This is a genomic window from Nocardioides panacihumi (genome assembly GCF_039530925.1).
In the GTDB taxonomy this organism is placed as follows: Bacteria; Actinomycetota; Actinomycetes; order Propionibacteriales; family Nocardioidaceae; genus Nocardioides; species Nocardioides panacihumi.
Genome location: NZ_BAAAPB010000001.1, coordinates 649,454 through 676,133 on the forward strand (window position 1 = coordinate 649,454; position 26,680 = coordinate 676,133).

A 26,680-nucleotide genomic window follows, 5' to 3' on the forward strand; every position below is an offset into this window, starting at 1 on the left:
CACCCGTGAAGGGTCCGTCAGTACGTTGATGCGGTGCTCACGGCGACATCGATCCCGACACGTTGGTGTCCATGTTGGATGCCGGCGGTGTAGTCGACGTCGGCGCCACGGATGGTGACGGCGCCTGGTTCGAGGAGAGTGACAGCCGCGACGAGCTCCTGGCGCTCGCTGCCGGTGTTGTAGGTCTGATGGGCTGCCGGCGTGACGTCCGAGCACAGCCCGGTGAGGCTGTCGGCTGATCCGATCGCTCCGATTCCGTGGGCGGGCAGGGTGCAGATCAGGTACGTGACGGTGTAGCGGGCGCTTCCGGTGACGCCAACTGGTCCGACGGAGTTGGTGACGTTCGTGCCACTGGCGGAGTCGCCGAAGTCGACGCCGGCGTACAGCGTTTGGCCGACGTCGATCCCGTCAGCCCCTGCGGCGGTCGGTCCGCTGTAGGGGGTGAAGGCGTGCGGGTGGTTCAACGACCAGGCGGCATACAGGCAGACGCCGGTGAACGCGGCCGCGACAGCAGCCAACAGCGCGACGAACTGCCAGGTATGCAGCGTTCGCGGCCGGACCGGCGGGGGTGCGATGGGTGAGTACATCGTCACGAGAAGCGACTCTGCCAGCGAACGGGGAGGTTCGGTATCCCCGGCCGGTGAAACAGCGGTGCCCATCTTGCCGCGGCGGGCGCCTGCGAGAAGGCCGTGAGAACAGCTCGGCGGCAAGCGCGGTGGCACTGACGGGGCCGGGCGTTATCGGATCAGCCGAGATCCGGCCCGAGCGCCGACGTCGCGGCGCCGGTACCCCGGTACACCGAAGTCGGCCTCTTCGGCCGCGGAGCGCGTGAACTCCTAGTCCCCGGGGCACTTCGGTGGACCCGCGTACGAGCGCCACCGTCGCACGGTGGGCCCGAAACAGTGACGAACGGATACCGGATCTGCCGCGAAGACGGCGTACATCAACCTGCCGATGCGCCGCGGCGAAGTGTGGGCGGCTACCTGGTGAGCGTCGCCTTGGCGTCTGCGGCTTGCTTCTTCACGGACGTATTGCGGATGTTGTCGTGGATGTTCTGAAGTGCGTCGACGGCCGATGCTGGAGCGGATTGGAATCGTCCGAGCGCTGCGATCGCGGAGCTGGCGAGGCCGGCAGCGCGTTGCGGGCGCGGATCACCGAGCGTCGGCTTGCTCGCGCACTTGACAGCTACATCGTGAAGCAGCCGGACATCGTCCGGTTCGGGTGCCATCGTCAAGGCCCATGCCGCGCCACGAGTCGTGATCGTGGATTCAGGGCCGAGCAGGATCGGATACTGGGAAGGGTTGATGACGGCTGGGTTGTCCTCGAGGGTCAGCACGGTTGACAGGAGCGGTCGCGCGACCTCCGCGACCTGAGCAGCTCCGACCTCACCGACCCAGGTTCGCCACGACCGTGTCGGCTCGGATCCGGTCCCGAATAGGCCGAGGACTTCGAGGGCGATCGCCGCCTCTGGCTCAGGAACCACGCGGAGTACGGCCAGGCGCGCCGCCGGACCGAATTCGTCGCGCCAGTCCAGCGCCCGTCTCCCGATCCTGTTGCGGCTGCCTGCACCCGCGCGCCAGACCTGTTGCTTCAACCGTTGCACGGCAGCGATCCGCTCGGTCTCGCCAGCCGACCCCCAGGTCGAGTCCGCCGCGTTGCGAAGCGACACGAGTTCCTGGGCCGAGTCCGCCAGATCGGAGTCGTTGAGTTGCTCCAGCGCGCGGGCCGCGACGGCAAACAGCGAGCATCCTCCCTGTCCAGTCGTCGTTCCCGGTTTGCTGGCATACGCCGCCAGGGCTCGAGCTTGCGGTGCGGTCCAACCCATTCGAATGCCAGCCAGGGCACGCAACAGCCGCGACGCCGGATCCTCATATCCGAAGAACCCAATCGCAGAGCCCGCCCAGCGGCCCTCCAACATCAGTTGGGCGACCTCGGCGTAGAGCTGGATCAAGGCCAGGACCATCCCGCGCCGCTCGAGGTCGGTGCGCCCTGAGACGACCGTTCTTGCCTCCGTGCGGTCCCGCCAACCGCGCGCCCGTTCGGCACACCACGGCGCAATCCATTGGCGCTCAGACTCGGCGACGTCACTCAGGTCGGCAAATGAGTCTCCGAGCAGATCGCTCGCACTTCCGGCGGTCGTCACGGCCGTATCGTCCCAGACAGAGTCGTCGCGCCGGCTACACATGCCCTCTCTCGCGAAAGCGAACCACCTACCGGATCTGCCGCATTCTGCGCGCTTCGCAACTTGGTCGATCTCGACGAGACGGGGGACGGCTCATCGAACGCACCGAGCCAGTTGACGGCGGTCCCGCCGACCTCGGAGACGGCGTTGAGGTCCATGCCGTCGCGCGAACCGAGATCGAGAAAGGTGCTGCCCGGGCAGGCGGTGAGCACTGCCTCTTTCGACGCGGCGAAGCAAAGCGAGACCACCTGCTGCGTCGGGTCCATGAAGTCCACCCGACGCATCTGGTGGCCGGTGGTGTTCTCGGCGTTGAGCCTGACGAGCTCGATGTCGGTTCCTGTATCGGCCGACGGCAGGTGACTCAGCCACGTGCGGTCCGCGTGGACCGTCTCGTGGGACTCCGAGTGCCCGTCCAACTGGCCCAAGCCACGGCAGCAGACCTCGGTTGAACACACCGCATCCAGTCTTCCCGTGAATGGTCTGGACCAGCTCCTGTCCGCGCTCCGCGATGTCACAATCCTGGAGGCCTGTCTCGTCCTGAGGTCATGAGCACACGAATCTCGCTTGTGGCGGCGGCGTTGCTGACCGCACAAGCCATGTACGTCGGATTGTGGGCAGGACTCTTCCCACGCGCCTTCTACGACTCGTTTCCGGGCCTGAACAGATACTGGGTGGCCTCCGATGGGCCCTACAACGAACATCTGGTCCGTGATGTCGGCGGCTTGTACCTGGCGCTTGCCACTGTCGGCGTGATCACCCTCGCCTGGCGTGACCACCGTTCGCGAGTGATGCTCGGCGGAGCGTGGCTGGTCTTCGGCGTGCTGCACCTCGGCTACCACCTGACTCATCTCAACTCACTCGCCTTCGCTGTCGATAGGGTCGGCGAGCTGGTCGCGCTCGGGGGCGGTGTGGCGCTGGCACTCCTGGTGTTCGCCCCAACAGCGTCAACCGCGTCAAGCGCGCCGACGGAGGCAACACGATGAAGGTCGCAGTGGCCGGCGGAACCGGCGTGGTCGGACGCCATGTCGTACGCCGGGCGGAGGCCCGCGGCCATCACGTTGTCGTCCTGACGAGGTCCACGGGGACCGACCTCACCAGTGGCGAGGGACTCGCGGACGCACTCGTCGGGGTCGACGCCGTGGTGGATGTCGTCAGCACGCGCACCCAGAACAAGGCAGCTGCCAGAGCGTTCTTCGGCACCATCACCACGAACCTGCTGGCCGCCGAGGCCGCCGCCGGCGTCGGTCATCACGTGGTGCTCTCGATCGTCGGGATCGACCTGGTGCCGTCCGGCTACTACGCGGGCAAGCTGCTTCAGGAAGAGCTGACGACCGCGGGCACGGTGCCGTGGTCGATCCTTCGGGCGACTCAGTTCCACGAGTTCGCCGAGCAGGCGCTCGGCTTCGCCACCCTCGGCCCTTTCTCGGTGGTCCCGCGGATGACCACGCAGCCGATCGCGGCCTTCGAGGTGGCCGAGGCCCTGGTCGACCTCGTCGAGCGCGGACCGCAGAGCCGCGTGCCCGACCTCGCCGGGCCCGAGAAGCGCGAGCTGCTCGAGTTGGCCCGCTCGGTCAACCGCGAGCGCCGGCTCGGGCGCCGCCTGGTCGGCGTACGCCTTCCCGGAGCCTGGGGACGCGGCATCCGTTCGGGCGCGCTGACCCCCGCGGGCGACGGCCCGCGTGGGACCTTGACCTTCGAGGAGTGGTTGTGTCGGTGAGCCGTCAGGCCGAGCTCGCTCATGCCTACGACGCCGCGCGGCCGCGGTTGACCCGTGTCGCTTACGCCATCCTGGGCAGCTGCGCCGACGCCGAAGACGTCGTCGCGGACACGTGGCTCAAGCTGGTCCAGACCGACGAGCGCGAGCCCATCCGCGACGTCGCGGGCTGGGCGACGGTGGCGACCGCCCGCGGGGCGCTCGACCTGCTTCGCTCGGCCCGGGTGCGCCGTGAGGCGTACGTCGGCCCGTGGCTCCCCGAGCCGATGCTGACCACCCATGACGGCGACCTGATCGACCCGGCCGACCGGGTCACGCTGGACGATTCGGTCCGCTATGCGCTGCTCGTCGTCCTGGAGCGGCTGAGTCCCGCCGAGCGAACCGCGTGGGTGCTGCACGACCTGTTCGAGATGCCCTTCGACGAGGTCGCCGCCGCGGTCGGCCGCACCCCGGCCGCCGTACGACAGCTCGCCAGCCGTGCGCGCGCCCACCTCGCCGAGGCCGGTCAGCGCTTCGAGGTCGATCCGGGCCGGCACGACGAGGTCGTGGGTGCCTTCATGGTTGCTGCAGCCGGGGGCGACCTCGCTTCGCTGGTCGGCACGCTCGACGCGGACGTGGTCCTCACCAGCGACGGCGGTGGAGTCATCAGTGCAGCCCGCCGCCCGGTGCTGGGACCGGACCGGGTGGCCCGATTCATCCTCGGCATCGCCGCCAAGCACGAGGGCTACGTCCTTCCCGTGCAGGTCAACGGGGCGACGGGTCTCGCCCTCATGAACGGCGACGGTCTTCACAGCGTCGTCTCCCTGACGGTTCGCGGAGACCGGATCAGCCGGATCGACATGGTGCTGGCTCCTGACAAGCTCCGATATGTCTGACACCGAGCAACCGCGTCGAATCGGCGCGAACCCCCTGGAAGGAACACCGTGCTAGGCGACGTATGGGGCACGACCGAGGCCGAGACCCGCGAGCCCTTCCCCTGCGATTCCTACGTGCAGGACCCCTCACTGGTCGTCTGGCGCTCGGTCAGCATCGAGGCGCCGATCCACGACGTGTGGCCGTGGTTGGTGCAACTGCGACTTGCGCCGTACTCCTACGACTGGCTCGACAACCGCGGCCGTCGGTCGCCACGCGTACGTCATGAGCTGCCGGACCCGCACCCCGGCGACCCCTTCATGGCCACCGGAGGTCGACCGGCCGGGGTCGTCCTCGAGGTCGAGCACCAAGCGCACCTGACGGGCCGCATCCTCGGCGTGACCATGACCTACCGCCTGCAACCCGTCGGATCCAGCACCACCCGGCTCACCCTGAAGGCCACCGGCAAGTTGGCCCGCGGACTCAACACTGTCGTGTCGCTCGGCGACCTGCTCATGGCGCGACGCCAGCTCCTGAACCTCAAGCAGCTCGGCGAGCTGCGCCGGAGCGCACGGCCCGGTCAGCCCTAGGTCAAGGGGGCACACCCGGTCAGTACCCGTAGCCGCCGCCTCGGGTGGCCATCCCCGTGCTCGGCGGCGCGCTCGCAGGACCACCGGTGGTGGCTGCTACCCACTCGAAGTGGGTTCCCTGGAACTCATCGGTGAAGCCGTTGCCACGCAATTGGTGGGCGCCCTCCTGGGTGAAGGTGTAGAGCGGGTGCCCGGCATACGCCAGTTGCGTCTTCCCGTCCGGACGGCTGACTACCGCGAAGCTCTGGTGAAGCGTGGAGGCGGCCTGACTGGCCTGCTGCCCGGAAGCGATGAGGGGCTTCCAGAAGCTGGTGCAGGAGTCGACGCAGAGGATGTTGTCGGGAGACTCGGCCTTCGCGTCGTACAGGGTGTGGCCGTCGGAGCTGACGAGGGTGCTGGTGCCGTCGACGGAAGCGATCGACACGATGGCCCCACCGCCTCCTTGAGTCGGCGAGGCACCGGTGGAGCTGCTCGAGCTGGAGCCGTAGGTGCCGGATCCGCAGGCGGTGGCAGCCAGTGCGGTGCCGACAAGGAGGAGTGCGGTCCGCGGGAGGTGGAGTGTGCGCGTGTTCATAGAGGATTCACGATCTGTGCCATGCAGAAGGTTCATCCGTCTCGGCATTGCCTTCGCCAGCTCAGTCACAGCCACGACGCGCCCGCCGGGCGTAGTCGTGTCGTGAGCCTCCGCAGACCCGTTCGCCGGACTCAAAACGAGATGACGGTCGCCCCTTCGAGCGTGAACCGCAGGAACTCATCGCGTGCAACACGCAGGTTGAAGCCTCGAGCGGCCAAGTCGCCGTCGGTTCCGTCGGCTCGCGCGGAGTTGACGCACGCGCCGACGACGACACCGGCGGCCAACAACTCATCGAGCTGTCGGTTGAACGTCGCGTCGGCCTCATCAGCACTTCGGCCGATGCGCCGCTGCGCCGGCCCGAAGCAGAACACCTCGACCTGCACATCCTGCTCGGAGGCAACTTCGAGAATCCGCTGCGCCACGCGTGTACCCGTGACCATGGCGTCGTCGTCATCGTGGAACACGTGAACCACTGTCTTCGGCACTTGCCCGCCTCTCTCGACTTGTCGTGAGCAGCCTGACACCGACTGTCGACCCGGCGCCCCGCGTCCCGTTCCGTGAGCAGGACATCCGCGCCGCTCCGCCGAGCAAACGCTCGCGGCGAGCGGATCTGCCGGACCCGAGCGTCCGCTCATGCCGATGACCGTGCCCGCGACGGCGCAGATAAGCCGGGTGCCTAAGTCCGTCAGGCGTGGCCTGTCGCCAGTGAGATCATCATGAGCGCTCCCACGGCGACGAGGGTGAGTGTGACCACTTCACCCACGATGCGAACCAAGCGCCTGTCGTACTCGGCCTTCTGTTTGACGAAGCGCCACCGTGCGAACACAGCGAAGCCGAACCAGCAGACCATCAGGACGTGGTCCACCGGTCCAGGCTCCGTCGGCGCCGCCACAGGGCCATTCATACCAGTCCTGTTCTGGACGCCTGGGCCGAATGACCGGGTCTGCCGCGATGACGACAGATCGCTCATGTCGAGGTGAGTGCGTAGGCAGGTGGGATTCTTCTCGTCGTGAGACCGAGACCGCCAACCGATGACGGCCACGACCCTCGGCTCGACCCGTACCGGGACCGTGGAGGGGACGTCCGGGACGAGACCGGCCGATGTGGAGTCGTGTTCGTGTCCACCGAAACGTGGTGGACAAGGCAGCCCGCATGGAAGCGGCCCGGGTGGGTCGACCCCAGAGAACTCCCGCATCTCTGGCTCTCGCTGGAAGGCGCCTGGTTCAACGACTACGTGCTGCCGAGCAGCGACCTACCCTCGCTGATCGAGGACTGGGCCGCTGGCCGCCTGGGGACCTTCAACCACGTCGCGTTGACCGTCGAATGGAGAGACGAGTCCGGTTCGGCCGAGATCCGGGCGAAGTTCGGGATCTGAGCGAGGTGCACGGATCTGCCGCGACCCGAGCGGTTCTGCCGAAGATCGCGCGACACCGTCGTGGAGGTCAGTTACGACACGAACCACCACTGGATTGTCATGTCTCCGAGCCCCCTGGCTTGGTCGACCTGGCTTGGTTGGGGGTCCCCTCGCAGCGCTGCCCCGCGAACGAGAATCTTGGTTGCCACCTTGTGCGCCCTGGTCCGCCATCGAAACCATGCGGCGTAGTTGGGACGCCACAGCGTCGCGGCACAGAACATCTCGCCGCTGGCGAGCCAGAAGTAGGTCCCGTAACCGTCCGGTTCCGCACGCACGACTTCTCGGAGTGGGTAGCGCTTCGTGGCGAAGACGCCCACGACGATGAGTTCGTCGTCGAGCATGATGAGACGGGGCCGGATGACAAACACCCACGTAGCAGGGAGCCACGGGAGCCAGGTCGCGACGATTACTCCCCAGTTGAGTTCGTCGAACCCAAGCGACAGGAAGGCCATGAACAAGCAGAAGAGGAGACAGAACGCGATCAACCCGGATGGCTGATGCCAGACGTTTCGTCCTCGAAAGGGGAGATCGCGTGACACGCCCGGCATCCTCTCAGGCCTCGATGCGTCCGACCGGGTTTCGAGCCATTCCCGGTGCCCCAGCTACCGACCGGATCTGGCTCCCCTCTGTGTCAAGAGGCGCTGCGTTGAGGGTCTTTTCGGCTGGGTGTGGGCGGGCGTAGCGTCGTGGTCGCGGGTTCGGGAAGTGGCTGATCCGAAGTGTCGATGTGCGGGGGCGGGTCGACCGCGCTGGATTGAAGTGACGCCCCGCAGTGCCCTCCCGGGCCCGCACTTTCGACGGCTGGGGCGTCGGCGATGAGCCGGCGGTAGATGACGTCGGACAGTCGCCGCTTCAGACATCGCAGAGCCTCCAGCGGGCTCTTCCCAGTGGCGAGCTTGCGCCGGTAGTAGGCGCGGCCCTCGGTGTCGTGGCGCAGCTGGACGATCGCGGCGACGTGGATGACGTGGTTCATCCGGCGGTTCCCGGCCCGCGACTGCCGATGCCGGATCTGGTCCCCGGAGGATGCCTCCAGGGGTGCGGTCCCGGTCCACGACGCGAACCGGTTGCGGTCGGCGAACCGGGCCACGTCGCCGACGTCGGCCAGAATCCGAGCGGCCCCGGCCGGACCGATGCCGGTGACCTCCATCAGACTCGAGCCGCGCTCGGTGACCACCGCGGCCAGCTCGGCCTTGAGACTCTTCAGCTTCCGGTCCAGCACCACCAGATCGGCGATCTCCTCGGCCGCCATCCGCCGACGGGTCTTGCCGGCGATGTCGCGTGGCCGGACGCCTGCCAGCAGCGCCTTGGCCTGGACCGCGGACAGATCGCGTTTGCGCTGGCCAGGCAGCAGTTCGCTCAGTAGACGTTGCAGCCGGTTGACGGTCTGCACCCGCTGCCGGGCGAGCTCGTCACGGCGCTCGGTGAGCATCCGCAGCGCCTCCAGCTCCCCGTCCGGGACGAGGACCCGCAGCCCCGTGGTGCGGACCGCGACCATGGCGATCGAGTGCGCGTCGCGGGCGTCGGTCTTGCGATTGTGACCGGTGTCGAACAGCCGCACCCGGGCAGCCAGCTTGGCCGGCACGTCCAGGACCTGCTCGCCGGCCTCGACCAGGCGCTGGGCCAGCGGGCGGCCGGCACCGTTGGCGCCCTCGATCGCCCAGAGCCGGCGCGGCCACGGCTTCACATAACGTTGCATCGCGGCATAGCCAGCCTGGTCGGTGCCGAAGCGGCCACCACCCAGCAGACCGCCCTCGGGGTCGACGACCTCGATCGTCGCCGACAGCTTGTGGGGATCGACCCCGATGATCACCTGTCCCATGTGCTGCTCCCAACCTCGTACCGAAGTGGACGGCGAGGTGGGCAGCGCTACTACGAGCTGGGCAGTCCCCTCTTGAGCCACGCCTCGTCACGGTGACCGGCGGGCAGCAGACCAGATGTGAGCCACACCGAACTGGTGGGCAGCCGCGTTGGGAGCGTCCCGCCGATCACCTGGATCGCAGTCTGGCCAGACCTCGACCCTGCGGGAAGTCTCTTAGTAGCCGCGATGACACTGTCCGCTCAAGCCGAAAGTCGCTCGCTTGGCTGCAGCCACGGTCGTAGGTTCGAGATCGTGGAACCGAGCGATGCCCGGACGTTGTCCCGATTCCTCGATGCGGACGGGCGCCTCGTCACCATCCCGTCAAAGCACTCGAAGAGGCTCGTGGTTCTCGACCACTTGGCCCAGTCATTCGAGCTCGGGATCGTGTATCCCGAGGACGAGGTGAACGTACGTCTCGGTCGTTTTCATCCGGACGTTGCCGCACTTCGCCGCTACCTCGTCGACGAACACTTCCTCACTCGGCGAGACGGGTTCTACTGGCGCTCGGGCGGGAGCGTGGACATCGACGGCGTCTGAGGTGCGGAGCAGTCATCTAGCCGCGATCCGAGCGGATCTGACGATGAGCCGGCGTGCCTTGGCGCCCGTTCACCACCCCTGATCCCGAGCGGGGTGGTGAACGGACCAGATGGCTATCCGCCGACCAGACCGACGCACTGGCCGGTCGCCTTGCCGCCGACGACGTTGACCGCACCGGGGATGAAGCCACCTGACAGGCGCGGGCCGAGTCCGTTGCAGTTCAGGTTCCTCCCGATCGTGTTGAGCACGACGTTCACCGAGGCGAACCCCTCGTCCTCGGGGTCGGTCGACGTGATGTTGGTCAGAGTCGCATTGCCACCGATGTGGTTGAACAACAGGCCGAACCACTCCGGCGTGATGCCGCTCGCGGTGACGTTGCCACCGATCGTGTTGTTCTTGATGGGCCACGGGTACACGCCGCCGCCTCCGGTCAGCGTGACGTTCCCCTTGACCGTGATGCCGTTGAGCAGAACGGTGTCCGCGTCGGTGGTCGTGATGTTCCCGTCCACCGTGATGACAGAGTGCCCGTCGGGCTCGATCGCGCACGGGTGCCCCGCGTGTACGCCGTCCGGCTGACAGCCCAGACCCATGAGCGAGCCCGCGGCCGCCGTGACGTTCTTTCCCACGGTGATGGTCGAAGGCGCGCTCTGCGCGTCGAAGAAGGCGCCGGTCGCCACGTTCAGGTTGCCGGCGACGTTGATCACCGCATCGGGCACCACGTCGCACATCCCGGTCACGGTGATGCTGGAGTAGCTCCCGGATGGGATGTCACCCCCGGTGCATGTGTACGCCGTGCTGGAGCCAGCCGCGGTCGCCGGGCCCGGCGACACGGCGAGCGCCCCCGCAAGGGCAAGAGACCCCGGGATCGCGAGCCACACTGATTTCCGCATCAGCACTATCCCTTCTTATGACGACCCCCTGCAGGGCCGAAACGGATGCAATTGAGGCTTACCGCACCAGCCCACATGCGCGCTTCGTCAGGGTTGGGGATAGCCCCGACCAATGTGCGCCTCGTCCGCCAAAGGTGAGGTCCCGCTGATCTGTCGAAACTGGGGCGCTGGGGGCTTCGTCCGCAGGCGGGGAAGGACCGGAGTCCGGTCAGACCACCTTGACCGTCCCGGTCGCGCTGGTCAGAGCCGGATGACCGGTGGAAGGGACCGTCATCACACGGAACCGGTAGGTGCCCTGACGGGTCAGCCGGAGCCTGAGGGAGTATCTGCCGGCACTCAGCGTGCCCGACCCGACCGTGACCCAGACGGTCGTCCCGCCGACCACGCGCCGCCGCTGGAGGTGAACGGTGCCGTCGAAGGGTGGGGAGGCTGCGCCGCTGACCGTGACGGGCCTGCCATGCCGGATCCTGCTGGCACTGACCGTGATCGAGAGTGTCGGCCGGACCGGCCTCAGGGGCGCGCTGTGCGCGGACGGCGCCCCCGTGCCGATGGTGTTCTGGGCCGCGACGGTGAAGGTGTAGCTGGTGCCGTTCGTCAGGCCGGTGATGGTCGCCCTGAGCACGTTGCCGACGGTGACGCTCGGCCGTGGTGTCGCTCCGACATAGGGAGTGACGACGTAGTGCGTGATCGGGCTGCCACCGTTGTCCCCGGGTCCGGACCAGGACAGTGCGACTCGGCCGTCGCCGGGCGTGCCCGCGACGCCAGTGGGCGGTCCTGGGACACCCGCTTGCGGGACGACACTGGGCGACGGTGCCGAGTCGGGTCCCGCACCCTTCGCGTTGACCGCGTGCACCTTGAACGTGTACGCCGTGCCGTTGCTGAGCCCCCTGATCGTCGTGCTCGTGACGTTCCCGACGGAGGCCGGGCTCTGAGCGGTGGCTCCCACGAAGGGCGTGACGACGTACCCGGTGATCGGCGACCCGCCATCCGCGGTCGGGGCTGTCCAGTGCACGTCCACCTGTCCGTTGCCCGAGGCGCCCGACACGCCGGTCGGTGCCGCCGGGACGGTCGCTGGGGTGAGGGCGGGGCTGGCGGCCGACTGCGCGCCGGTGCCGGCGGCGTTCGTGGCGGCCACCGTGAACGTGTAGGTGGTGCCGTTGACGAGTCCGCTGACGACGGTGCTGGTGACGTTGCCGACCGCCAAGGTCGCCTTGGCGCTGCCGCCCACGTACGGCGTGATGGTGTAGCCGGTGATCGCCGAGCCGCCGTCGTCGGCCGGAGCCGTCCAGCTCAGCGCGACCTGTGCGTCGCCGGCCGTGCCGTCGACCCCGGTCGGGGGCCCGGGGACGTTCGGCGCCGCGGTGAAGGTGACGCTCGGGTGCGCGGACAGTGTCACGTTGTCTGTCACGTCATCGGCGGTCAGGGAGACCGTCTCCTGCACCGTGTCGGTGACCTCGAACGTGACGACGCCGTGCCCGTCGGAATCGCCACTCCAGGTCCGGACCTGGGCGCTTCCCGAGGGGGTGAGCACGACGTACTTGTTGGCGGCGGGGTGGGGCGAGGCGTCGTTCAGCGTCACCGTCACATAGGTCGGCGTCAGTCCGTCGGCCACTACCGACGACGGGCTGACCGTCACGTTGGAGTCGGCCACCGTCGCTGGGCTGTCGTTGTCCGCGATGGTGACGACGCGTGTGCTGTCGCTGATCGTGGCGTTCGTGGGGCTGCTCAGGACCAGGTCGAAGGTCTCCGGCGACTCAGTGAGGATGTCGTCCCTGAGGGGGATCCGGACGGTCTTGCTGGTCTCGCCGGGCCGGAAGAGGAGCCCGGTGGCGGAGAAGTTGCGGAAGTCGGCGCTGCCGGCAGTCGCGCTGTTGGTCGCGTAGTTGACCGTGACGGCGTTCTGGCTGGGCGCGGTCAGGCTGACGGGAACGTCGACATACCCGTCGCCCTCGCCGACGCTGATGTCCGGGCCCGCACTGATTCCGGGAGACGACGCCGGCGTCGCGTCGCTCCCGCCGATCGTCACCACCGACGTCGGGTCGATGAGGAGCCCGCCGGCCGGATCGGTGAGGAGCAGGCGGAAGCTCTCGGGTCCTTCGGTGGTGGTGTCGTCGCTGATGTCGATCGGGATGGTCTGGGCGCTGTCGCCGGGGGCGAAGGTGAGGGTGCCGGAGGTGGGGGTGTAGTCGGTGCCGGCGGTGGCGTTGGGTCCGGTGGTGTCGCTGGTGGCGTAGTGGACGGTGACGGGGGTGTTGGAGGCTTGGCCGTGGGTCTTGCCGAGGGTGATGGGGATGTGGGCGGTGCCGTCGGACTCGTCGACGGTGAGGTCGGGGGCGGCGTAGATGGCGGGGGTGGTGGTGACGGTGTCGTTGTCGACGATCGAGACCAGCGTGTCGCGCTTGCCGATGGTGGCGTTGGCTGAGGGGCTGATCAGGGTGAGGTCGAAGTCCTCCATCTGCTCGACGGTGGCGTCGTCGGTGACGGGGATCCGGACGGTCTTGGTGGTCTCGCCGGGCTGGAAGAGGAGCCCGGTGGCGGAGAAGTTGCGGAAGTCGCCGCTGCCAGCGGTGTCGCTGTTGGTCGCGTAGTTGACGGTGACCACGCTCTGGGCGGGTGCGGTCAGGGTGACAGGGAGTTCGACGTAGCCGTCGCCCTCGCCGACGACGGTGTCGGGTCCGGCGTTGATGGTGGTGTTGGTGCTGGCGGTGGCGTCGCTGGGTCCGATGGTGATGGTCGTGGTCGCCTCGGCCAGGGTCGCTCCGGTGGGGGAGGTGAGGTCGAGCTGGAACCGTTCGGGGCCTTCAGTGGTGGTGTCGTTGGTGATGTCGATCGGGATGGTCTGGGCGCTGTCGCCGGGGGCGAAGGTGAGGGTGCCGGAGGTGGGGGTGTAGTCGGTGCCGGCGGTGGCGTTGGGTCCGGTGGTGTCGCTGGTGGCGTAGTGGACGGTGACGGGGGTGTTGGAGGCTTGGCCGTGGGTCTTGCCGAGGGTGATGGGGATGTGGGCGGTGCCGTCGGACTCGTCGACGGTGAGGTCGGGGGCGGCGTAGATGGCGGGGGTGGTGGTGACGGTGTCGTTGTCGACGATCGAGACCAGCGTGTCGCGCTTGCCGATGGTGGCGTTGGCTGAGGGGCTGATCAGGGTGAGGTCGAAGTCCTCCATCTGCTCGACGGTGGCGTCGTCGGTGACGGGGATGGTCACGTCCCTCTCGGTGACCCCGGCCGGAAAGGTCAGCGAGCCGACCGCCGCGGTGAAGTCGCCGCTGCCGGCGGTGTCGACGTTGGTCGCAAAGTTGACCGTGACGGTCGCGTCGGCCGCCGCCGACAGGGTCACAGGGATCGTCACGCTTCCCTGACCCTCGCCGACCACGACGTCCGGGCCGGCACTGACGTACGCCGTGCCGGCGGCGTACGTCGGCGGCGTGAGCATCGCCCAGGTGCCCATGATGACTGCGATGACCGAGAGCGCCGAGATCGTCCGCTTGCCCATATCTGACCTCTTCGCCCGCCAGATCGCGGCCGCCACGACGTGTGGTGGCGCGCCGCTCCAGACTCCTCCTCCTGCCACGCACCCGCCATCCCTCAACCTGGTGAGGACGGGACCGCCGAGCTGCTGCTGAAGTCCATGGCGCGGGAGGTGTGGACAACGGTCTCCCAGGTACTCGGCGAGTGCGGACGCCTCGGCCGCGATGACGTCGCCTGACCAACCCGCCCTTGGCAGCGCGTTCCCCCAGTTGGGGTGAGCACAGGCCCTTCGGCGTTCAGGACGCTGAGGACATGCCTGAGATGAAGGTCAACGCAGACAACTTCGCCATGGCCGAGACCCACCGCATGATGGCCGACTTGCAGCGAGACGCAGGTGGGGTGAATCGGTTGTTGCACAACCGGGAGCCGGCCGCGATCGACAAGCAGACCGTGATCCGGATGAACCGGGACACGCTCTACAGCTTCGCGGTGGTCGACATCTCTGCCGGGGCCGTCCTCACCGTGCCGGACGCTGGGGACCGCTACCTGTCGGTGATGGTCGTCAACGAGAGCCACTACATCAATCGCATCTTCCACGACGCGGGCAGCTACGACCTCACCACGGAGGAGTTCGGCAGCCCGTACGTCGTCGTCGCAGCGCGGACGCTGGTCGACCCACGAGACCCCGACGACCTTGTCGACGTCGCCGTCGTCCAGGACCAGCTCGGCATCAGTGCGGCGTCCGAGCGGTCATTCCAGATGCCGGACTACGAGACCGGCAGCTTCGACCGCACCCGCAACGCCCTGTTGGCCCTGGCCGCAGAGCAGGGGTCGTTCGAGCGCAGCTTCGGCCGGCAGGAGGACGTCGACCCGGTGCACCACCTGATCGGCTCGGCTGCCGGGTGGGGTGGACTGCCGGACGCCGAGGCGACCTACGTCGGGGTGGCGCCGAATCTGCCCGTGGGTGAATACGAGCTCACCGTCCCGGGCGATGTGCCGGTCGATGGGTTCTGGTCGATCTCGGTCTACAACGCCGACGGGCTCTTCGAGCCGAACGATCAAGGCGCCTACAGCGTCAACAGCATCACAGCCGCCCGCAACGACGACGGCAGTGCGACTGTCCGCTTCGGCGGCGATGGTGACAACTCGGTCCCGATCACGGAAGGCTGGAACTACCTCGTCCGCCTCTACCGTCCGCGCCCCGAGATCCTCTCCGGCGCCTGGAGCTTCCCGACGCTCGCCCCATAGCCGACGGGATCTGCCGCGAGTCGAGCGCTCACTTCGCACGTCACAACGCCTCACGTTCCCTGCAAGGTCGTCTCGTGCGCCCAGCTCGCGGGTCACTCGGACGTAGAAGAGCCGCGCAACTGGCTGACGGCCTGGTCGACCGAGCCGTAGGTCCGCAGCACGTGGTCCAGGCCGGTCACCTGCAGCAACCGCCCCCCGGCACCTGCGGGCGGACATGCCACCGCCATCGACCGCTGCAACACCCGCGCCTTCCTGTGTGCCCGCACCAGGCACCCCAACCCTGAGGAGTCGATGAAGTCCAGACGCCCGAGATCGACCACGAACGGCTCATCGCCCATGGCCAGCTCGTCCAACGTCCGGCGCAGCAGCCCGCTCGAGGAGAAGTCGAGCTCGCCGACCAGGGCGACCACGAGGACTCCGCCCCGGTCCTCGACTGTGACCGTGAGCAGCTCGCGGCCCTCAGCAGAGTCCGCAGCCGTCACCGCACTGTCACCCATGCCGCCTCCGTGCTGTGTGCCGCAGTCGGGTCGCGCCTGCGCCTACCTGCCAGCCGGATCCCTCGAACCCGAGGTCCTCGACCACTCGCGCGCCACAGGCTGTGGCCGCTGGCGCGAAGTCAACCACAGACCATCAGGTGGGCCTTTACCTGAGCCGCCCACCGCGCGATGGGCGGGTGGCCCGCGAGGCGACGAAGGGAGGCGGGAGCGCCCGGGCCTACTTCCCGGTTCTGTCGTAGCAGACCGCCACGTGGTTGCCGTGCGCCCACTCATCCTCCGAGGGCCACACCACCTGGTTCGTCCGTCCCGGACACTTCCGGTCGGCCAGCGCCAACACCTGTTGGGTCGTCGGGTAGCTCGCCGTCGAGATGATGAACGCCTTGATGGAGCGGAAGACGTGCTTCCTGGTGCAGGTCGTGACCGAGAAACGTCCGGTCAGGCAGCGTCGCTCGAAGTTGTCGATGCGGGCGCCGATGACCGGCCTGAAGAGCCGGTGCTTGGGTAGCGGAGCCAGGCGCTTACCAGCCCGAAGCGCGACGTCGCACCTCACCCAACGGACGCCGGCGGCGACCTGCGCCCGTGACGGCAAGAGCCAGTAGAGGTCGTACGCGGTCTGCTCCCGTACCACTGCCGACCTCCCCAGCGCCTTGGCCCACTTCGGCAGGCACAGGCGGTAGCCGAGCTCGTACGCCTGGTCGTTGCTCAAGCCGGCCAGACTCGTCGACGAGAACGCCACGGCGACGGTCTGCAGATTGTGGTTCGTCGAACATGGCACCGCTCGCAGCGGAGCACCGAGCTGGTGACACTGGCCGACCTTCGGCTTCGCAACCGCCGCATCGCCCGGTGAAGGAAGCCCGACGAGAAGGGCCATCGTCGTCGCGAAGACAAGGCAGAAGAGGCGAACCCGAGTCACCATGGCACTTTCCTCTCGGATGAAGTGACCGATGCAGCCCAGTATCCGCTGGAGCCCGGCGGGTGATTTCACCGATAGTGGTGAAACTCCTCCTCGGGACGGACGTGGTCGAGGTCGATGAGCAGGCGAGCTCAGCCCACGTACGCCGTCATCCTGATCGACACGAGCACGCCGGGGATGACGGCGCCGAGCTTGGCGGCGTAGCGCGCCGGAGGCGTGTCGGGGAGCCAATCCGAGTACGCCGCGTTCATGCCCGCGAAGTCATCCGGGTCGTGCAACAGGATGCCGACCTCGACGATGTCCTCCTTCGAGCCGCCGGCCGCCTCGACGATCGCCGTGCAGTTCGCGAGCGCCTGCGTGGTCTGCTCGCCGATCGTGTCACCGGCCAGCGCACCGGTCGCAGGATCGATACCGACCGTGCCTGACACGTAGACGAACCCGCCGGCCGTGACCCCCTGGGCGAACAGCGGGTTGACTGGCGCGGCGCCGGTCTGGATGCGCGTGAATCCCATGTTCGCAGCGTGGCCCACCCCCGGCGCGAGCGCCAGCCGCTGCTCAGTGAGCACAGATCCCGACGCGATGCCTCGAAGACCGGCACTCACCGATGCGACGACCGCAGGTCGGCACCGAACACCAGGGCGGGGCCACCGTGCTTGACGACCTCGCGTTCGAGCACCAACCCGATCTTCGCCGCCACACCCTGGGAGGCCACGTTGTCCGGTCGGATGATCGCGATCAGGTGCTCGACACCCATGTCACGCGCGGCCTCGCGGACAGCTCCGGCCGCCTCGGCCGCGTAACCCTGACGGCGCAGCGACGACCGCACGTGCCAACCAGCCTCGACCAGCCACTCACCCTCGACCTCCTGCATGGTCAGACCGCAGTCGCCGACGAACTCGCCGGCGAGGGTCTCGACCACCCACAGGCCGAAGCCATGCTCGGCGTAGTTGCGGCGGTTCCACTCGACCCAGCCCTCCGGGCCACGCGCACCACCGAGTTCCAGCGTGGCGATGTCGGGCAGATCCGCCTCCGTCATCTCGCGGAAGCGGAGCCGCGGCGTGGGGGCGGGCAGCACTCCCGCACGATATAGCGCCGACGTCGTGGCGGACGGTCGCGCGAGGCGGCTCGCCCGCCGCCGCCGACGTGGGCGAGCCGGCCCTGTTCGTGAAGGAGATCCCGGTAGCGTCCGGGGGTGGCCAGTCCCCGTCGATCCAGTGCTCGTCGACGCGGCCGATCCGCACGGCGGAGCGGGACGCGACAGCCACAGCGTCCGTTGCCGGCGGCCGGACCGGGCGAGCGGCTGTGGGTGCTCGACGTCCCCTACGGCACGCAGGTCGACGGCGCCACGTGGCACCCGGGGGTCAAGACCCACCTGTACGTCGGGCGCGCCCTGCCAGCGCACCTCGCGCCCTACGCCCCGGGTCCGTACACGCTCGGTCGGTTCATCGAGAACACCCTCAACCCCGACGATCCGACGCCCAGCCCCGAGCCGACCGACGCGCTCGAGCCGCGGAGGATCCAGTTCGAGGCGGCCGATGCGATCGCCGCGCGCGCAGCTGCGGGCGGACGGCAGTTCCTGCTGGCCGACGAGCCGGGCGTGGGCAAGACGATCTCCGCGGTCCTCGGGGCGACGGCCGTGGGCGACCTGCGCGGTGCGCGACGGGTGCTGGTCGTCGCCGACCGGCCCGCCGCGATCACGATCGGCCACTGGTGCCGCACGATCACGGCGCTGGGCGACGGCGGTCTCGAGTGGGTCGTGATCACGTGGGACCGCCTGGAGAAGGTCAAGGACCACGCGTGGGACGTGATCATCGCTGACGAGGCCCACGCACTGCGGCGTACGACGACCAAGCGGTGGAAGCTCTGGGCCCGGATCTCGGGGCACGGGCGGCCGCACGACAAGGCACCGTTCGTCATCGCGACGACCGCGACGCCCGGACACACGCCGCTCGAGCTGCCGTACCTCGCGCCGGCCTACGCCCAGGTCCTCGGCGAGCCCATGCAGGAGTGGACCTCGGCGACCCAGCCGGGCGCCGCGTTCGCCACCGCGCTCGAGCGCCACGGCGTCGGGGTGGAGCAGGGACGGTACGGCGCGACGTGGACCGCCGACTCGGGACGGCGCGCCGCGGACCTCAAGCTGGTGCGCGGTTGGCTCGCCGACGAGCGGCCCGCGGCGATGCTGCACCGGGCCGCGCCGTGGGGTCCCGTGCCGATCTCCGGCATGCCGGTGGCCCTCACGCCGGCGGAGCGGACGGCGTACGAGGCCGAGTGGGGGGAGTTCTGTCGCGAGATGGACATCGCCCGGCGCGGCCGCAACGTCGCCAAAGGGCGGGCCGCGCTGCTGCGGTTCCGGCAGAAGGCCGGCTTGATCCGGGTCGACTCGACGGTCGACTGGATCGCCCAGCAGGTCCAGGCCGAGCGACAGGTGGCGTGCTCGGTCGAGTTCGTCGCGACCGCCGCCGACCCGATCGCCGACCGGCTGCGCGACGCCGGCATCGAGGTCGCCACGATCTACGGCCGCGACCGGTTCGACCCAGAGGCCGAGCGGCTCCGGTTCCAGACCGGGCAGGCGAAGGTCTGCGTCTTCACCACGGTCGCCTCGATCAGCCTGCACGCCGGCGAGACCCTTCCCGACGGCCGGCGCGCGAGCAGCGAGCCGCGGGTCGGCGTCTTCCACCAGGCCCGCTTCTCCGGCATCGCAGGACGGCAGGTGACCGGCCGCACCCACCGCGACCACCAGGTCTCCCCGTGGCACATCGCGTACGCCGAGGGCACTGTCGAGGAGCAGGTCGGCAAGGTGATGGTGGAGCGGATCGCCGCGGCCTCCGACACGGTCGGAAGCGACACCACCGGCCTCGCCGACCTCGCCCAGCTCCTCGGCGCCGACTGGCTGCCCTCCACCACGCTGACCGAGGGCGGTGCCTGACCGGGCTCGGCTGATGGAGACCGCCGCGGCGGCGATAGGTTCGGCGCCGTGGCAGGCAGCGAGGTCTCCGAGCCGACCGTCCGGACGCTCATCGACACGTCCCGACCTGACCTGTTCGGGCGTGGATCGGGACGTCCGATCCGCGTCTACGACTGGACCCCGGCCCTGCGGGGCGACGACCGTCCGCTCGTCGTGATCTCGCACGGCACCGGCGGCTCGGGGCGCGACATGGGGTGGCTCGCCGGACCATTGGTCGCTGCCGACTTCCGCGTCGTGAGTCTCGACCACCACGGCAACAACCACGTGGACGGCTACCACCCCCAGGGCTTCCTGTTCGGTTGGGAGCGTCCTCGCGACATCACCTTCGCCCTGGACTCGATGGGAGGGGCCGACCGGGTCGGCGTGGCGGGCTTCTCGTTGGGCGGTTACACGGCCGCGGCGTTGGCGGGGGCACGACTGGACCGATGCATCATCGGGGCGATCCTGTCGGGCGAGGTCCCCCTGCCTCCGATCGAGGAGTTCCCCGATGCTCTGCAGCAGCTGCAGTCGAGCACTCCGCCGGAGGCTTGGTCGGCCGCCGCGGACGACGCGGCCCGTGACCTGAGAGACCCGCGGGTGATCGCTGCGTTCCTGGTCGCGCCGGGGCTCGGGTCCCTGACGACCCGGGAGAGTCTGAACGCGATACGCATCCCGGTGGAGGTGCGTTGGGGCGACTCGGACACCACGAACCCGTACGAGCTGGACGTTCGCCCGTACCTCGACCACGTCCCGCACGCGCACGGCAGCGAGGTCGGTGGCGGAGTTCGCCACGAGCACTTCATCGAACCGCTCTCCCCCGACCGAGCGGACGTACGTGCGAGCGTCGCCGCCGACGCGGTCCGCTTCTTCAGCGCCCAGCTCGCCTAGGACCCTCCCGGACGGGGGTCTAGTCCCATCGTCCGATTGCGACTACGACCTGCGCGTCGTGACGCTGATGGCATCGATTCACCAACGAGGAGGAGGCACCATGTCACGTCAACTGCGTAGCCGGGTTCTGATCGGGACCGGGGCGATCGCCCTCGGCCTCGCCGCTCCCCTGACGGCGGCCGGCCCTGCATCGGCCAAGGGGAACGACGCCGTCATGACCAGCGTCGCCTGCGCGCACGGCGGTCATCTCAAGCTGAAGGCCAAGCACGACGACGGCAGGATCCAGATCGAGCTCGAGGTCGACTCGAACCGGGCCGGCCAGAGGTGGGCGGTGCGGATCACGGACAACGGCGCCGTCGTCGTGTCACGCCACGCCCGGACCGCCGGGCGGAGTGGCTCGTTCACGATCGAGAAGAAGATCGCGAACCTGCCCGGCCCGGACAGGATCCGCGCCCATGCGACGTTCAAGAACCGCACCTGCACGGCCACCGTCGTGTCGTGATCGACCGAACGCGCGGCTCGCGGCAGGTGCGGCCCTCGCGGCAGATGCGGCCACAGTGGGTGCGGCATCGGGCGGGCGCGCGCACCACCGGCTTGCATTCACCCTTCAGTTTGCGAGACTTCTTCGAATGACCCCGTCGCGCCGACCCGCCGAGGAGAACCGTCTGGTGCCCGCATGCTGACAGATCCCGCGCGGCGCTCCGCCGCGCCCGCGCCGGACCTCGGCTGGGACAGCGCTCCGAGCCCGGCACTGCACGTCGGTGCCGATGGGGTCCTGGTGGCGGTCAACGCGGCGGCGCGAGCGATCCTCCACTCGGCGGCACCGGGTCGGCACGTCGACGACTGCGCACCCGACTGGCTCGCGCAGGCGCACCGCGACCGGGCCGACGAGAAGGCGGACGGCGCTGAGCACGCGGGCCGCGTCGATGACCGGACCTTCCTGGCCCAGCCCGTCGGCTTCCCCGACGGCGGGGTGATGTGGTGGCTCATCGAGACCACCGACGTGTCGATGCTGCGCGAGGACCTGCGGGCCGAACGGGAACGCGCCGACTTCCTGCGCATCGCCTCCGACGAGCTCCTCACCTCGCTCAACGTGGCGCGGACGATGGAGGTGGCGACCGAGCTCGCCGCCGGCCGTCTGGCCGACGCCGCCTGGATCATCGAGCCCGATGTCAGGGGGCGCCACACGGCGGTCGTGTGCGTTCGCGGCGAGCGGCCGAGGAGGGTCATGCTCGACGTCCGGGCGCAGGAGCTCCCGGGTCTCGTCGAGGCGCTGCAGGGCTTCCCCCCGGTCCCGTCCCGGTGGATCGACCCGCGATTGGCGCCGGCGTGGGTCGTGCCCGACGGCTTCGGGTCGATGGGGTCGGTGGTCGTGACCGCACTGCCGGGGCACGGCGTACCCGCGGGCGCCCTGATCCTGCTCCGCACCACCGAGCAGCGCGTCTTCTCCGAGCCCGAGGAGGCGGTCGCCCGCCTGTTCGCCGCTCGCGTCGGCGCCGCGCTCTCCGCGGCCCGGCTCTTCGAGGAGCAGAGCTCGATCACCGACATCTTGACGGCGCAGCTCCTGCCACCGGCCCTCGAGCGTGCCGACGGTGTGGACTTCGCCGGCATCTACCGGCCCGCTCAGGACACCTCCCGGCTCGGCGGAGACTTCTACGACGTGCACCGCCTGGGCGGGGGCGAGTCGCTCGCGCTGCTCGGCGACGTGTGCGGCAAGGGTCTCGAGGCGGCCGTCCTGGCCGGCAAGATCCGCAACACGCTGCAGGCGCTGCTGCCGATGGCCGACGACCACAGGCACATGCTCGAGCTGCTCAACTCATCGCTGCGCAGCGCGCACGAGACCCGGTTCGCCACCCTCGTGCTGGCCTCCACCGCACGAGTGGGCGACACCGTGCGGGTGCGGCTGACCCGGGCCGGGCACCTGCCGCCGCTGGTGGTGCGTGGTGACGGCCGGGTCGAGGAGGTGCTCGGGAAGGGCTCACTCATCGGCGTGCTGCCTGCCATCGAGACCTCCACTCACACCATCGACCTCGCCCCCGGCGAGACGTGCCTGCTCTACACCGACGGCATCATCGAGGCCGTCGGAGGTCCGCTCGGCGGCGAGATGTTCGGAGAGGACCGGCTGCGACGTGCGCTGACCGAGTGCGCCGGCATGCCCGCCGAGGCGCTCGTGGCGCACGTGCTGATGCTGGCGACCGACTGGCTCGGCGGCGCCGCGCACGACGACATGGCGGTCCTGGCGATCACCGCGCCGACCGGTCCGCAGCCGCACGGTGCCGGCACGGACGGGGCGACCCCAGCCCGATGACCGACACCGCCTCCCCGGCCCAGTCGACGGCCTCGACCTACTACGACCGTCTCTGGGACGCCGTCATCGCGATCGACGAGCGACGCGCCGTCGACACCGTGCTCGCGGCGCTGGAGGAGGGGGTCGACCCCGAGACCGTGCTGCTGGACGTGGTGGGCGGGGTGCAGCGCCGGATCGGCGCTGCCTGGGCTGCGAACGAGATCAGCGTGGCCCAGGAGCATGCCGCGACCGCGATCAACGAGCGTGTGGTCGTCACCATCGGCGGGCAGCTGCCCCGGCCACAGCAGACCCGCGGACGGGTCACGGTCGCGTGCGTGGACGGCGAGTGGCACGCGCTGCCTGCCCGCCTGCTCGCCGAGGTTCTCTCGCTGCGCGGCTTCCACGTCGACTACCTCGGCGCCCAGGTGCCGGCGCCGCACCTCATCACCCACTTGCACCGGACCAGCCCCGACGTGGTCGCGCTGTCCGGGTCGATCCCGACCCGTCTCCCGGTCGCCCACGCCACCATCACCGCCTGCCAGAGCGCCGGCGTGCCCGTCATGGTCGGTGGCGCGGCGTTCGGCCCGGGCGGGCGCTACGCGAGCCTGCTCGGCGCCCAGGCGTGGGCACCCGACGCCCGGGCAGCCGCCGACCGCCTGGCGCAGGGCCCGCTGCCCCGCACGTCGTCGCACCAGCCGATCGACGACCTCCCGCACCTGGCCGACCAGGAGTACACGCTGGTCAGCCGCACCTCGACCCAGCTGGTGCGGACCGTCTTCGCCGGCCTCGAGGAGCGCCTCCCCGAGATGCGCGACTACACCGACGTGCAGCGCCAGCAGACGGCACGGGACCTGGCGGACATCGTGGACTTCCTGGCCGCCGCGCTGTATGTGGGCGAGGGCTCGCTGCTCAACTCGTTCGTGAGGTGGACAGCCGACATCCTTGCCGCACGTGGCGTGCCGGCCGCCTCGCTGACGCCCGCGCTGAGCCTCCTCGCGGCCGAGCTGCGGGACTTCCCACGCGCGACGTCGCTGCTGGCATCTGCGCAGGCTGCCCTGGCGGCGCACCTGTCCTGACCCGGCGTCCCGCACGGACGCCGGAGCTCACCGCCAGACCGGCGCGACCCGTCGACGGTAGCTGCGCCCGAAGAGCCCGCCCATGATCGCGAGCACCGGACCGGGGACGCTCTGCCGAAGTGCTGAGAGCTCCTCGGCGGAGGCGCCGTCCTGCACCCACGCGAAGAACACGCCCGCCCTCGCCGGACCGACGCGTCGGCTGAACTTCTTGCCCATCTCCTTGATCGCGGGATCACCGTCGTGCTCGATCAGCGCCGACTCGGTCTCCCGCTCTTCGTGGTCCAGGTGGCCGACTGCCGTCGCCTGGAGCTTCGTCATCGCGGCAGCCGCTGCGTCGGCGTCCGCCCGGGTCGCGGTCCGGCGCAGCGTCGCCATCGACTCCCGGGTCGCTGCCAGGTCCGCAGCCATCGCCTCGTGCTCGCTGTCGAAGGAGCTGATCGTCGACGTGTCGATCCCGATCGCCTCCATCGCCGGCCAGGCGATCTCGTGCTCGCCCTCGTGGTGCTCGGTGAGCTGGGCGTCGAAGTTCGTCCACGCCCTGTGCAGGGCAGCGGCCCGGTCGCGATCCCCGTCCGGGAACGCCCCGAGCGCCCGGCGGAAGCGGTCGAGGTCGCGGCGTACGGCGCCGTGGATCACCTTGTTCATGGTCATGCTCGGTGCTGCCATGCGCGTCAGGCTAGCCGTCCTGGGCCGTCACGGTCCTCCCCTTCGGGCACCGACGTCGTACGCCGCGAGCGTCCCGCCTGTGGAGCAGGGTGCTCAGGAAGCGAGCGCCTTCGCCTTGATCTGGTCGAACTCGGCCTGGGTGATCGCTCCGCTGTCGAGGAGGCTCTTGGCGGTGGTGATCTGGCTGGCGGCGTCGCCTGATGACGAGGCGACAGACTTGATGTACGCGTTCTGGGCCGCCTGCGCCGCCTGGATCTCCTCCATCTGACGCTCGTGCATTCCGCGCCCCCTGACGAGGACGTAGACGAGGATGCCGAGCCACGGGATGACGATCACGAAGATGACCCAGAGGGTCTTGGCTCCGCCGCCCATGTCCTTGCTGCGGAAGATGTCACCGAGGACCCAGAACAGGCACATGAACCACGCGAAGAACAGGAAGAACTCAAAGAGGGCCAGGAGGAACGAGCCATTGTCGTTGAACATCGGGGAACCTTTCTCGAGGGCGGCGGAGGTGGATCCGCCAGCCGATGAGACAGCCTCATCCGGGTCGGCCCCGGAATACATCCCCCGACTCGGATGAGCCGTCGGACAGGTGCCGCCGACCTCCCCGGGCCCGAACGACCGCCTCTTCAGCGGACTCGCTGCATGCGGCCCCTCGCAATCAACCGGTCGACTCCCTCTTTCGAACGAGGTCGCTGGCGTACAGGTCCCGGAGCAAGGACACCTCGGCAAGGTGGTGGATCAGCTCGCGGTGGATGTGCAGCACCAGAGCAGCGAGCGGCGCGTCGGCGAACCCGCCCTCGGCTGGACCGCAGGGGCGACTGAGCCCGGCCTCACCGAGGCCGCGGACACCCTCCAGCCAGCATCCGAGCTCAGCGTCGAGCTGAGCCAGCGCCCCGGCCGCGGTGCCAGCCCACGGAAACGACGAGTAGCTGACCTCCGCGCGGTCGAAGTGGGCCGCGTTGCGTATCGCGAGCACCCCGACGATCACGTGTCCCAGGCGCCACGCGATCGTGGTGAACGGCGCCGGCGCCGGCTCAGGGAAGGCCCAGTCGATGGTGAAGTCACCAGCGCCGGCCGCCATCGGGGTCGTGGCCGTCCCGCGGGGGCGGACGCTCCAAGCGCCCGCGACCGGCTCCCAGAAGTACTCCTCGTCGGACAGACCCGCCAGGCGGGAGCGGACCTGGTGCTCCCAATGCCACTCGAACTGGTCGCGCAGGAGCTGGTTCCAAGACGTCACACCATCAGTGTCGTTCAGGAAGCCGTCGCGCCGGGTCGGCGATCCTGCGCGACGGTAGCGAAAGGCACGCCACTTGGCCGAGAGCGCGCGGCACGGTGCAGCCGATGAGCAGTCACCACCGCCGGACTAGATGAACCGCCGCAAGGGACTGACCCGGACACCCTGGTCATTGCGGAACCCGAGGCGCCACCAGGTCATGGGATCCATCCGAGCGTGGCTGTCCGCGACGGCGCGACGGAGGACGGCCTGGAACTCCCGCTTCGGCGTCCAGCCCCAAGCCCCGAACATCGCACGCTGCCCGAACTCGTCCTGGAGCTCGATCTGAGTCCGGAACAACGCCAGTCCTCGGCCCGACAACAGTCCGCCGCGGTAGGAGACCGAACGAGCCCGGCTCAGCCGACCCAGGTCCACGGTGCCGCCGGGACCTCGCGCGACCTGCTCCCTCCCGCAGACGCTCAAGATCTGTCCCCGGACCTCCACCGGATGGGAGAACGCCGTGAGCGTGGCCACGCCCAGGGTCACCAGCAGCGCGAGGAGCAGCAGCGCGACCCCGCCGGCATCCGCGCCGGTCGCGACGGCCGTGAGGAGCGCGACCAACGGGACCAGTGGCGCGTACATCGCCCGACCGAACCTGACATGCAGGACCGCCGTCGTCTCGACACCCTCGTCCACGAAGCCAACGTAGATGTTGGATGGCACCTCCGCGCCGGTTCCTGACGATCCCATCCACGGGTGGCCCGCGGTCCGGCCGGCCGGTCGGCGCCCGAGCGGACGTGGATCCGTCGAAGAGGGGTTGATCCGGCAGCTGGCACAAGTGCCTTCGGGTCAGAGCCGGACGCCTCTGTCGG

At 69.3% G+C, this 26,680-nt stretch carries 30 protein-coding genes; 12 read left to right on the forward strand and 18 right to left on the reverse strand.

Translation table 11 applies throughout. The features are described 5' to 3' along the window. Positions 1–17 precede the first annotated feature (17 nt). The 3 genes from ABD205_RS03100 to ABD205_RS03110 form a co-directional block, all read right to left on the reverse strand. Complete coding sequence (locus ABD205_RS03100) at positions 18–593, reverse strand: hypothetical protein (protein ID WP_344042298.1); 576 nt, start codon at positions 591–593, stop codon at positions 18–20. A gap of 386 nt (positions 594–979) precedes the next feature. Further along, positions 980–2,143: a hypothetical protein gene (locus ABD205_RS03105; protein ID WP_344042300.1), complete on the reverse strand. Its 1,164-nt coding sequence runs from the start codon at positions 2,141–2,143 to the stop codon at positions 980–982. Further along, positions 2,140–2,607, reverse strand: a complete 468-nt coding sequence (locus ABD205_RS03110; RefSeq protein WP_344042302.1) for a hypothetical protein — start codon at positions 2,605–2,607, stop codon at positions 2,140–2,142. Before ABD205_RS03110 ends, ABD205_RS03105 begins: the two co-directional genes overlap by 4 nt. A 120-nt stretch (positions 2,608–2,727) precedes the next feature. Here ABD205_RS03110 and ABD205_RS03115 point away from each other — a divergent pair, with 120 nt between their 5' ends. From ABD205_RS03115 to ABD205_RS03130, 4 genes are read left to right on the forward strand one after another with little or no spacing between them, the layout of a single operon-like run. Continuing rightward, on the forward strand, positions 2,728–3,165 hold the full coding sequence (locus tag ABD205_RS03115; protein ID WP_344042304.1) for a hypothetical protein: 438 nt from the start codon (positions 2,728–2,730) through the stop codon (positions 3,163–3,165). Then, positions 3,162–3,899, forward strand: coding sequence for an SDR family oxidoreductase (locus ABD205_RS03120; RefSeq protein WP_344042306.1), 738 nt, complete (start codon positions 3,162–3,164; stop codon positions 3,897–3,899). Before ABD205_RS03115 ends, ABD205_RS03120 begins: the two co-directional genes overlap by 4 nt. Further along, positions 3,896–4,771, forward strand: coding sequence for an RNA polymerase sigma factor SigJ (gene sigJ / locus ABD205_RS03125; RefSeq protein WP_344042308.1), 876 nt, complete (start codon positions 3,896–3,898; stop codon positions 4,769–4,771). Before ABD205_RS03120 ends, sigJ begins: the two co-directional genes overlap by 4 nt. Before the next feature lie 48 nt (positions 4,772–4,819). Beyond that, positions 4,820–5,338, forward strand: a complete 519-nt coding sequence (locus tag ABD205_RS03130) for a hypothetical protein (protein ID WP_344042310.1) — start codon at positions 4,820–4,822, stop codon at positions 5,336–5,338. 19 nt (positions 5,339–5,357) lie between these two features. Here the strand turns inward: ABD205_RS03130 and ABD205_RS03135 are convergent, their stop codons facing one another. The 3 genes from ABD205_RS03135 to ABD205_RS03145 form a co-directional block, all read right to left on the reverse strand. Next, on the reverse strand, positions 5,358–5,912 hold the full coding sequence (locus ABD205_RS03135; protein ID WP_344042312.1) for a COG4315 family predicted lipoprotein: 555 nt from the start codon (positions 5,910–5,912) through the stop codon (positions 5,358–5,360). 131 nt (positions 5,913–6,043) lie between these two features. Beyond that, entirely contained in the window at positions 6,044–6,376 is a 333-nt protein-coding gene (locus ABD205_RS03140) for a hypothetical protein (RefSeq protein WP_344042314.1), read from the reverse strand. Between the two features lie 221 nt (positions 6,377–6,597). Next, positions 6,598–6,777, reverse strand: a complete 180-nt coding sequence (locus ABD205_RS03145) for a hypothetical protein (protein WP_344042316.1) — start codon at positions 6,775–6,777, stop codon at positions 6,598–6,600. Between the two features lie 252 nt (positions 6,778–7,029). On the opposite strand from ABD205_RS03145, the gene ABD205_RS03150 reads away from it, so the two are divergent. Continuing rightward, positions 7,030–7,287: a hypothetical protein gene (locus tag ABD205_RS03150; RefSeq protein WP_344042318.1), complete on the forward strand. Its 258-nt coding sequence runs from the start codon at positions 7,030–7,032 to the stop codon at positions 7,285–7,287. A gap of 71 nt (positions 7,288–7,358) precedes the next feature. Here the strand turns inward: ABD205_RS03150 and ABD205_RS03155 are convergent, their stop codons facing one another. Both ABD205_RS03155 and ABD205_RS03160 read right to left on the reverse strand, forming a co-directional pair. Next, positions 7,359–7,865 carry a hypothetical protein gene (locus tag ABD205_RS03155; protein WP_344042320.1) on the reverse strand — a complete coding sequence of 169 codons (507 nt, stop codon included), beginning with the start codon at positions 7,863–7,865 and terminating at the stop codon, positions 7,359–7,361. 92 nt (positions 7,866–7,957) lie between these two features. Further along, positions 7,958–9,145, reverse strand: coding sequence for an IS110 family RNA-guided transposase (locus tag ABD205_RS03160; protein WP_344042322.1), 1,188 nt, complete (start codon positions 9,143–9,145; stop codon positions 7,958–7,960). 117 nt (positions 9,146–9,262) lie between these two features. Here ABD205_RS03160 and ABD205_RS03165 point away from each other — a divergent pair, with 117 nt between their 5' ends. Continuing rightward, on the forward strand, positions 9,263–9,721 hold the full coding sequence (locus ABD205_RS03165) for a DUF2087 domain-containing protein (protein WP_344042324.1): 459 nt from the start codon (positions 9,263–9,265) through the stop codon (positions 9,719–9,721). A 113-nt stretch (positions 9,722–9,834) separates the two neighbouring features. On the opposite strand, the gene ABD205_RS03170 is transcribed toward ABD205_RS03165, so the two are convergent. Together ABD205_RS03170 and ABD205_RS03175 are read right to left on the reverse strand one after the other, a co-directional pair. After that, positions 9,835–10,611: a hypothetical protein gene (locus ABD205_RS03170; RefSeq protein ID WP_344042326.1), complete on the reverse strand. Its 777-nt coding sequence runs from the start codon at positions 10,609–10,611 to the stop codon at positions 9,835–9,837. A gap of 208 nt (positions 10,612–10,819) precedes the next feature. Then, positions 10,820–14,098 (reverse strand): Calx-beta domain-containing protein, encoded by a 3,279-nt coding sequence (locus tag ABD205_RS03175; protein ID WP_344042328.1) that lies wholly within the window; start codon positions 14,096–14,098, stop codon positions 10,820–10,822. 287 nt (positions 14,099–14,385) lie between these two features. Between ABD205_RS03175 and ABD205_RS03180 the strand changes: the two genes are divergently transcribed. Then, complete coding sequence (locus tag ABD205_RS03180; protein WP_344042330.1) at positions 14,386–15,321, forward strand: DUF1214 domain-containing protein; 936 nt, start codon at positions 14,386–14,388, stop codon at positions 15,319–15,321. Between the two features lie 92 nt (positions 15,322–15,413). On the opposite strand, the gene ABD205_RS03185 is transcribed toward ABD205_RS03180, so the two are convergent. The 4 genes from ABD205_RS03185 to ABD205_RS03200 all read right to left on the reverse strand — a co-directional run bounded on the left by ABD205_RS03185 (position 15,414) and on the right by ABD205_RS03200 (position 17,806). Next, a complete protein-coding gene (locus tag ABD205_RS03185; RefSeq protein WP_344042332.1) occupies positions 15,414–15,818 on the reverse strand; it encodes an STAS domain-containing protein in 405 nt (134 codons plus the stop codon). 217 nt (positions 15,819–16,035) lie between these two features. Next, the gene (locus tag ABD205_RS03190) at positions 16,036–16,734 is read right to left on the reverse strand and encodes a septum formation family protein (RefSeq protein ID WP_344042334.1); all 699 of its coding nucleotides are present in this window, start codon (positions 16,732–16,734) and stop codon (positions 16,036–16,038) included. Between the two features lie 128 nt (positions 16,735–16,862). Further along, positions 16,863–17,243, reverse strand: coding sequence for a RidA family protein (locus tag ABD205_RS03195; protein ID WP_344042336.1), 381 nt, complete (start codon positions 17,241–17,243; stop codon positions 16,863–16,865). An 86-nt stretch (positions 17,244–17,329) separates the two neighbouring features. Next, the gene (locus ABD205_RS03200; RefSeq protein WP_344042338.1) at positions 17,330–17,806 is read right to left on the reverse strand and encodes a GNAT family N-acetyltransferase; all 477 of its coding nucleotides are present in this window, start codon (positions 17,804–17,806) and stop codon (positions 17,330–17,332) included. Positions 17,807–18,037: 231 nt separating this feature from the next. Here ABD205_RS03200 and ABD205_RS03205 point away from each other — a divergent pair, with 231 nt between their 5' ends. The 5 genes from ABD205_RS03205 to ABD205_RS03225 all read left to right on the forward strand — a co-directional run bounded on the left by ABD205_RS03205 (position 18,038) and on the right by ABD205_RS03225 (position 23,926). Then, entirely contained in the window at positions 18,038–19,657 is a 1,620-nt protein-coding gene (locus ABD205_RS03205) for a DEAD/DEAH box helicase (RefSeq protein WP_344042340.1), read from the forward strand. A 48-nt stretch (positions 19,658–19,705) separates the two neighbouring features. Continuing rightward, complete coding sequence (locus ABD205_RS03210) at positions 19,706–20,563, forward strand: alpha/beta hydrolase family protein (protein WP_344042342.1); 858 nt, start codon at positions 19,706–19,708, stop codon at positions 20,561–20,563. A 100-nt stretch (positions 20,564–20,663) separates the two neighbouring features. Next, complete coding sequence (locus tag ABD205_RS03215) at positions 20,664–21,065, forward strand: hypothetical protein (RefSeq protein ID WP_344042344.1); 402 nt, start codon at positions 20,664–20,666, stop codon at positions 21,063–21,065. A gap of 174 nt (positions 21,066–21,239) precedes the next feature. Next, a complete protein-coding gene (locus tag ABD205_RS03220; RefSeq protein ID WP_344042346.1) occupies positions 21,240–22,871 on the forward strand; it encodes a SpoIIE family protein phosphatase in 1,632 nt (543 codons plus the stop codon). Beyond that, complete coding sequence (locus ABD205_RS03225; protein ID WP_344042348.1) at positions 22,868–23,926, forward strand: cobalamin B12-binding domain-containing protein; 1,059 nt, start codon at positions 22,868–22,870, stop codon at positions 23,924–23,926. The genes ABD205_RS03220 and ABD205_RS03225 overlap by 4 nt, the downstream gene beginning before the upstream one ends. 27 nt (positions 23,927–23,953) lie before the next feature. On the opposite strand, the gene ABD205_RS03230 is transcribed toward ABD205_RS03225, so the two are convergent. The 4 genes from ABD205_RS03230 to ABD205_RS03245 form a co-directional block, all read right to left on the reverse strand. Continuing rightward, positions 23,954–24,592: a hemerythrin domain-containing protein gene (locus ABD205_RS03230; RefSeq protein ID WP_344042350.1), complete on the reverse strand. Its 639-nt coding sequence runs from the start codon at positions 24,590–24,592 to the stop codon at positions 23,954–23,956. Positions 24,593–24,685: 93 nt separating this feature from the next. Further along, positions 24,686–25,075, reverse strand: a complete 390-nt coding sequence (locus ABD205_RS03235; protein WP_344042352.1) for an SHOCT domain-containing protein — start codon at positions 25,073–25,075, stop codon at positions 24,686–24,688. Positions 25,076–25,253: 178 nt separating this feature from the next. Next, the gene (locus ABD205_RS03240; protein ID WP_344042354.1) at positions 25,254–25,832 is read right to left on the reverse strand and encodes a DinB family protein; all 579 of its coding nucleotides are present in this window, start codon (positions 25,830–25,832) and stop codon (positions 25,254–25,256) included. A 126-nt stretch (positions 25,833–25,958) separates the two neighbouring features. Continuing rightward, positions 25,959–26,504: a hypothetical protein gene (locus ABD205_RS03245; RefSeq protein ID WP_344042356.1), complete on the reverse strand. Its 546-nt coding sequence runs from the start codon at positions 26,502–26,504 to the stop codon at positions 25,959–25,961. Between the last annotated feature and the right edge of the window lie 176 nt (positions 26,505–26,680).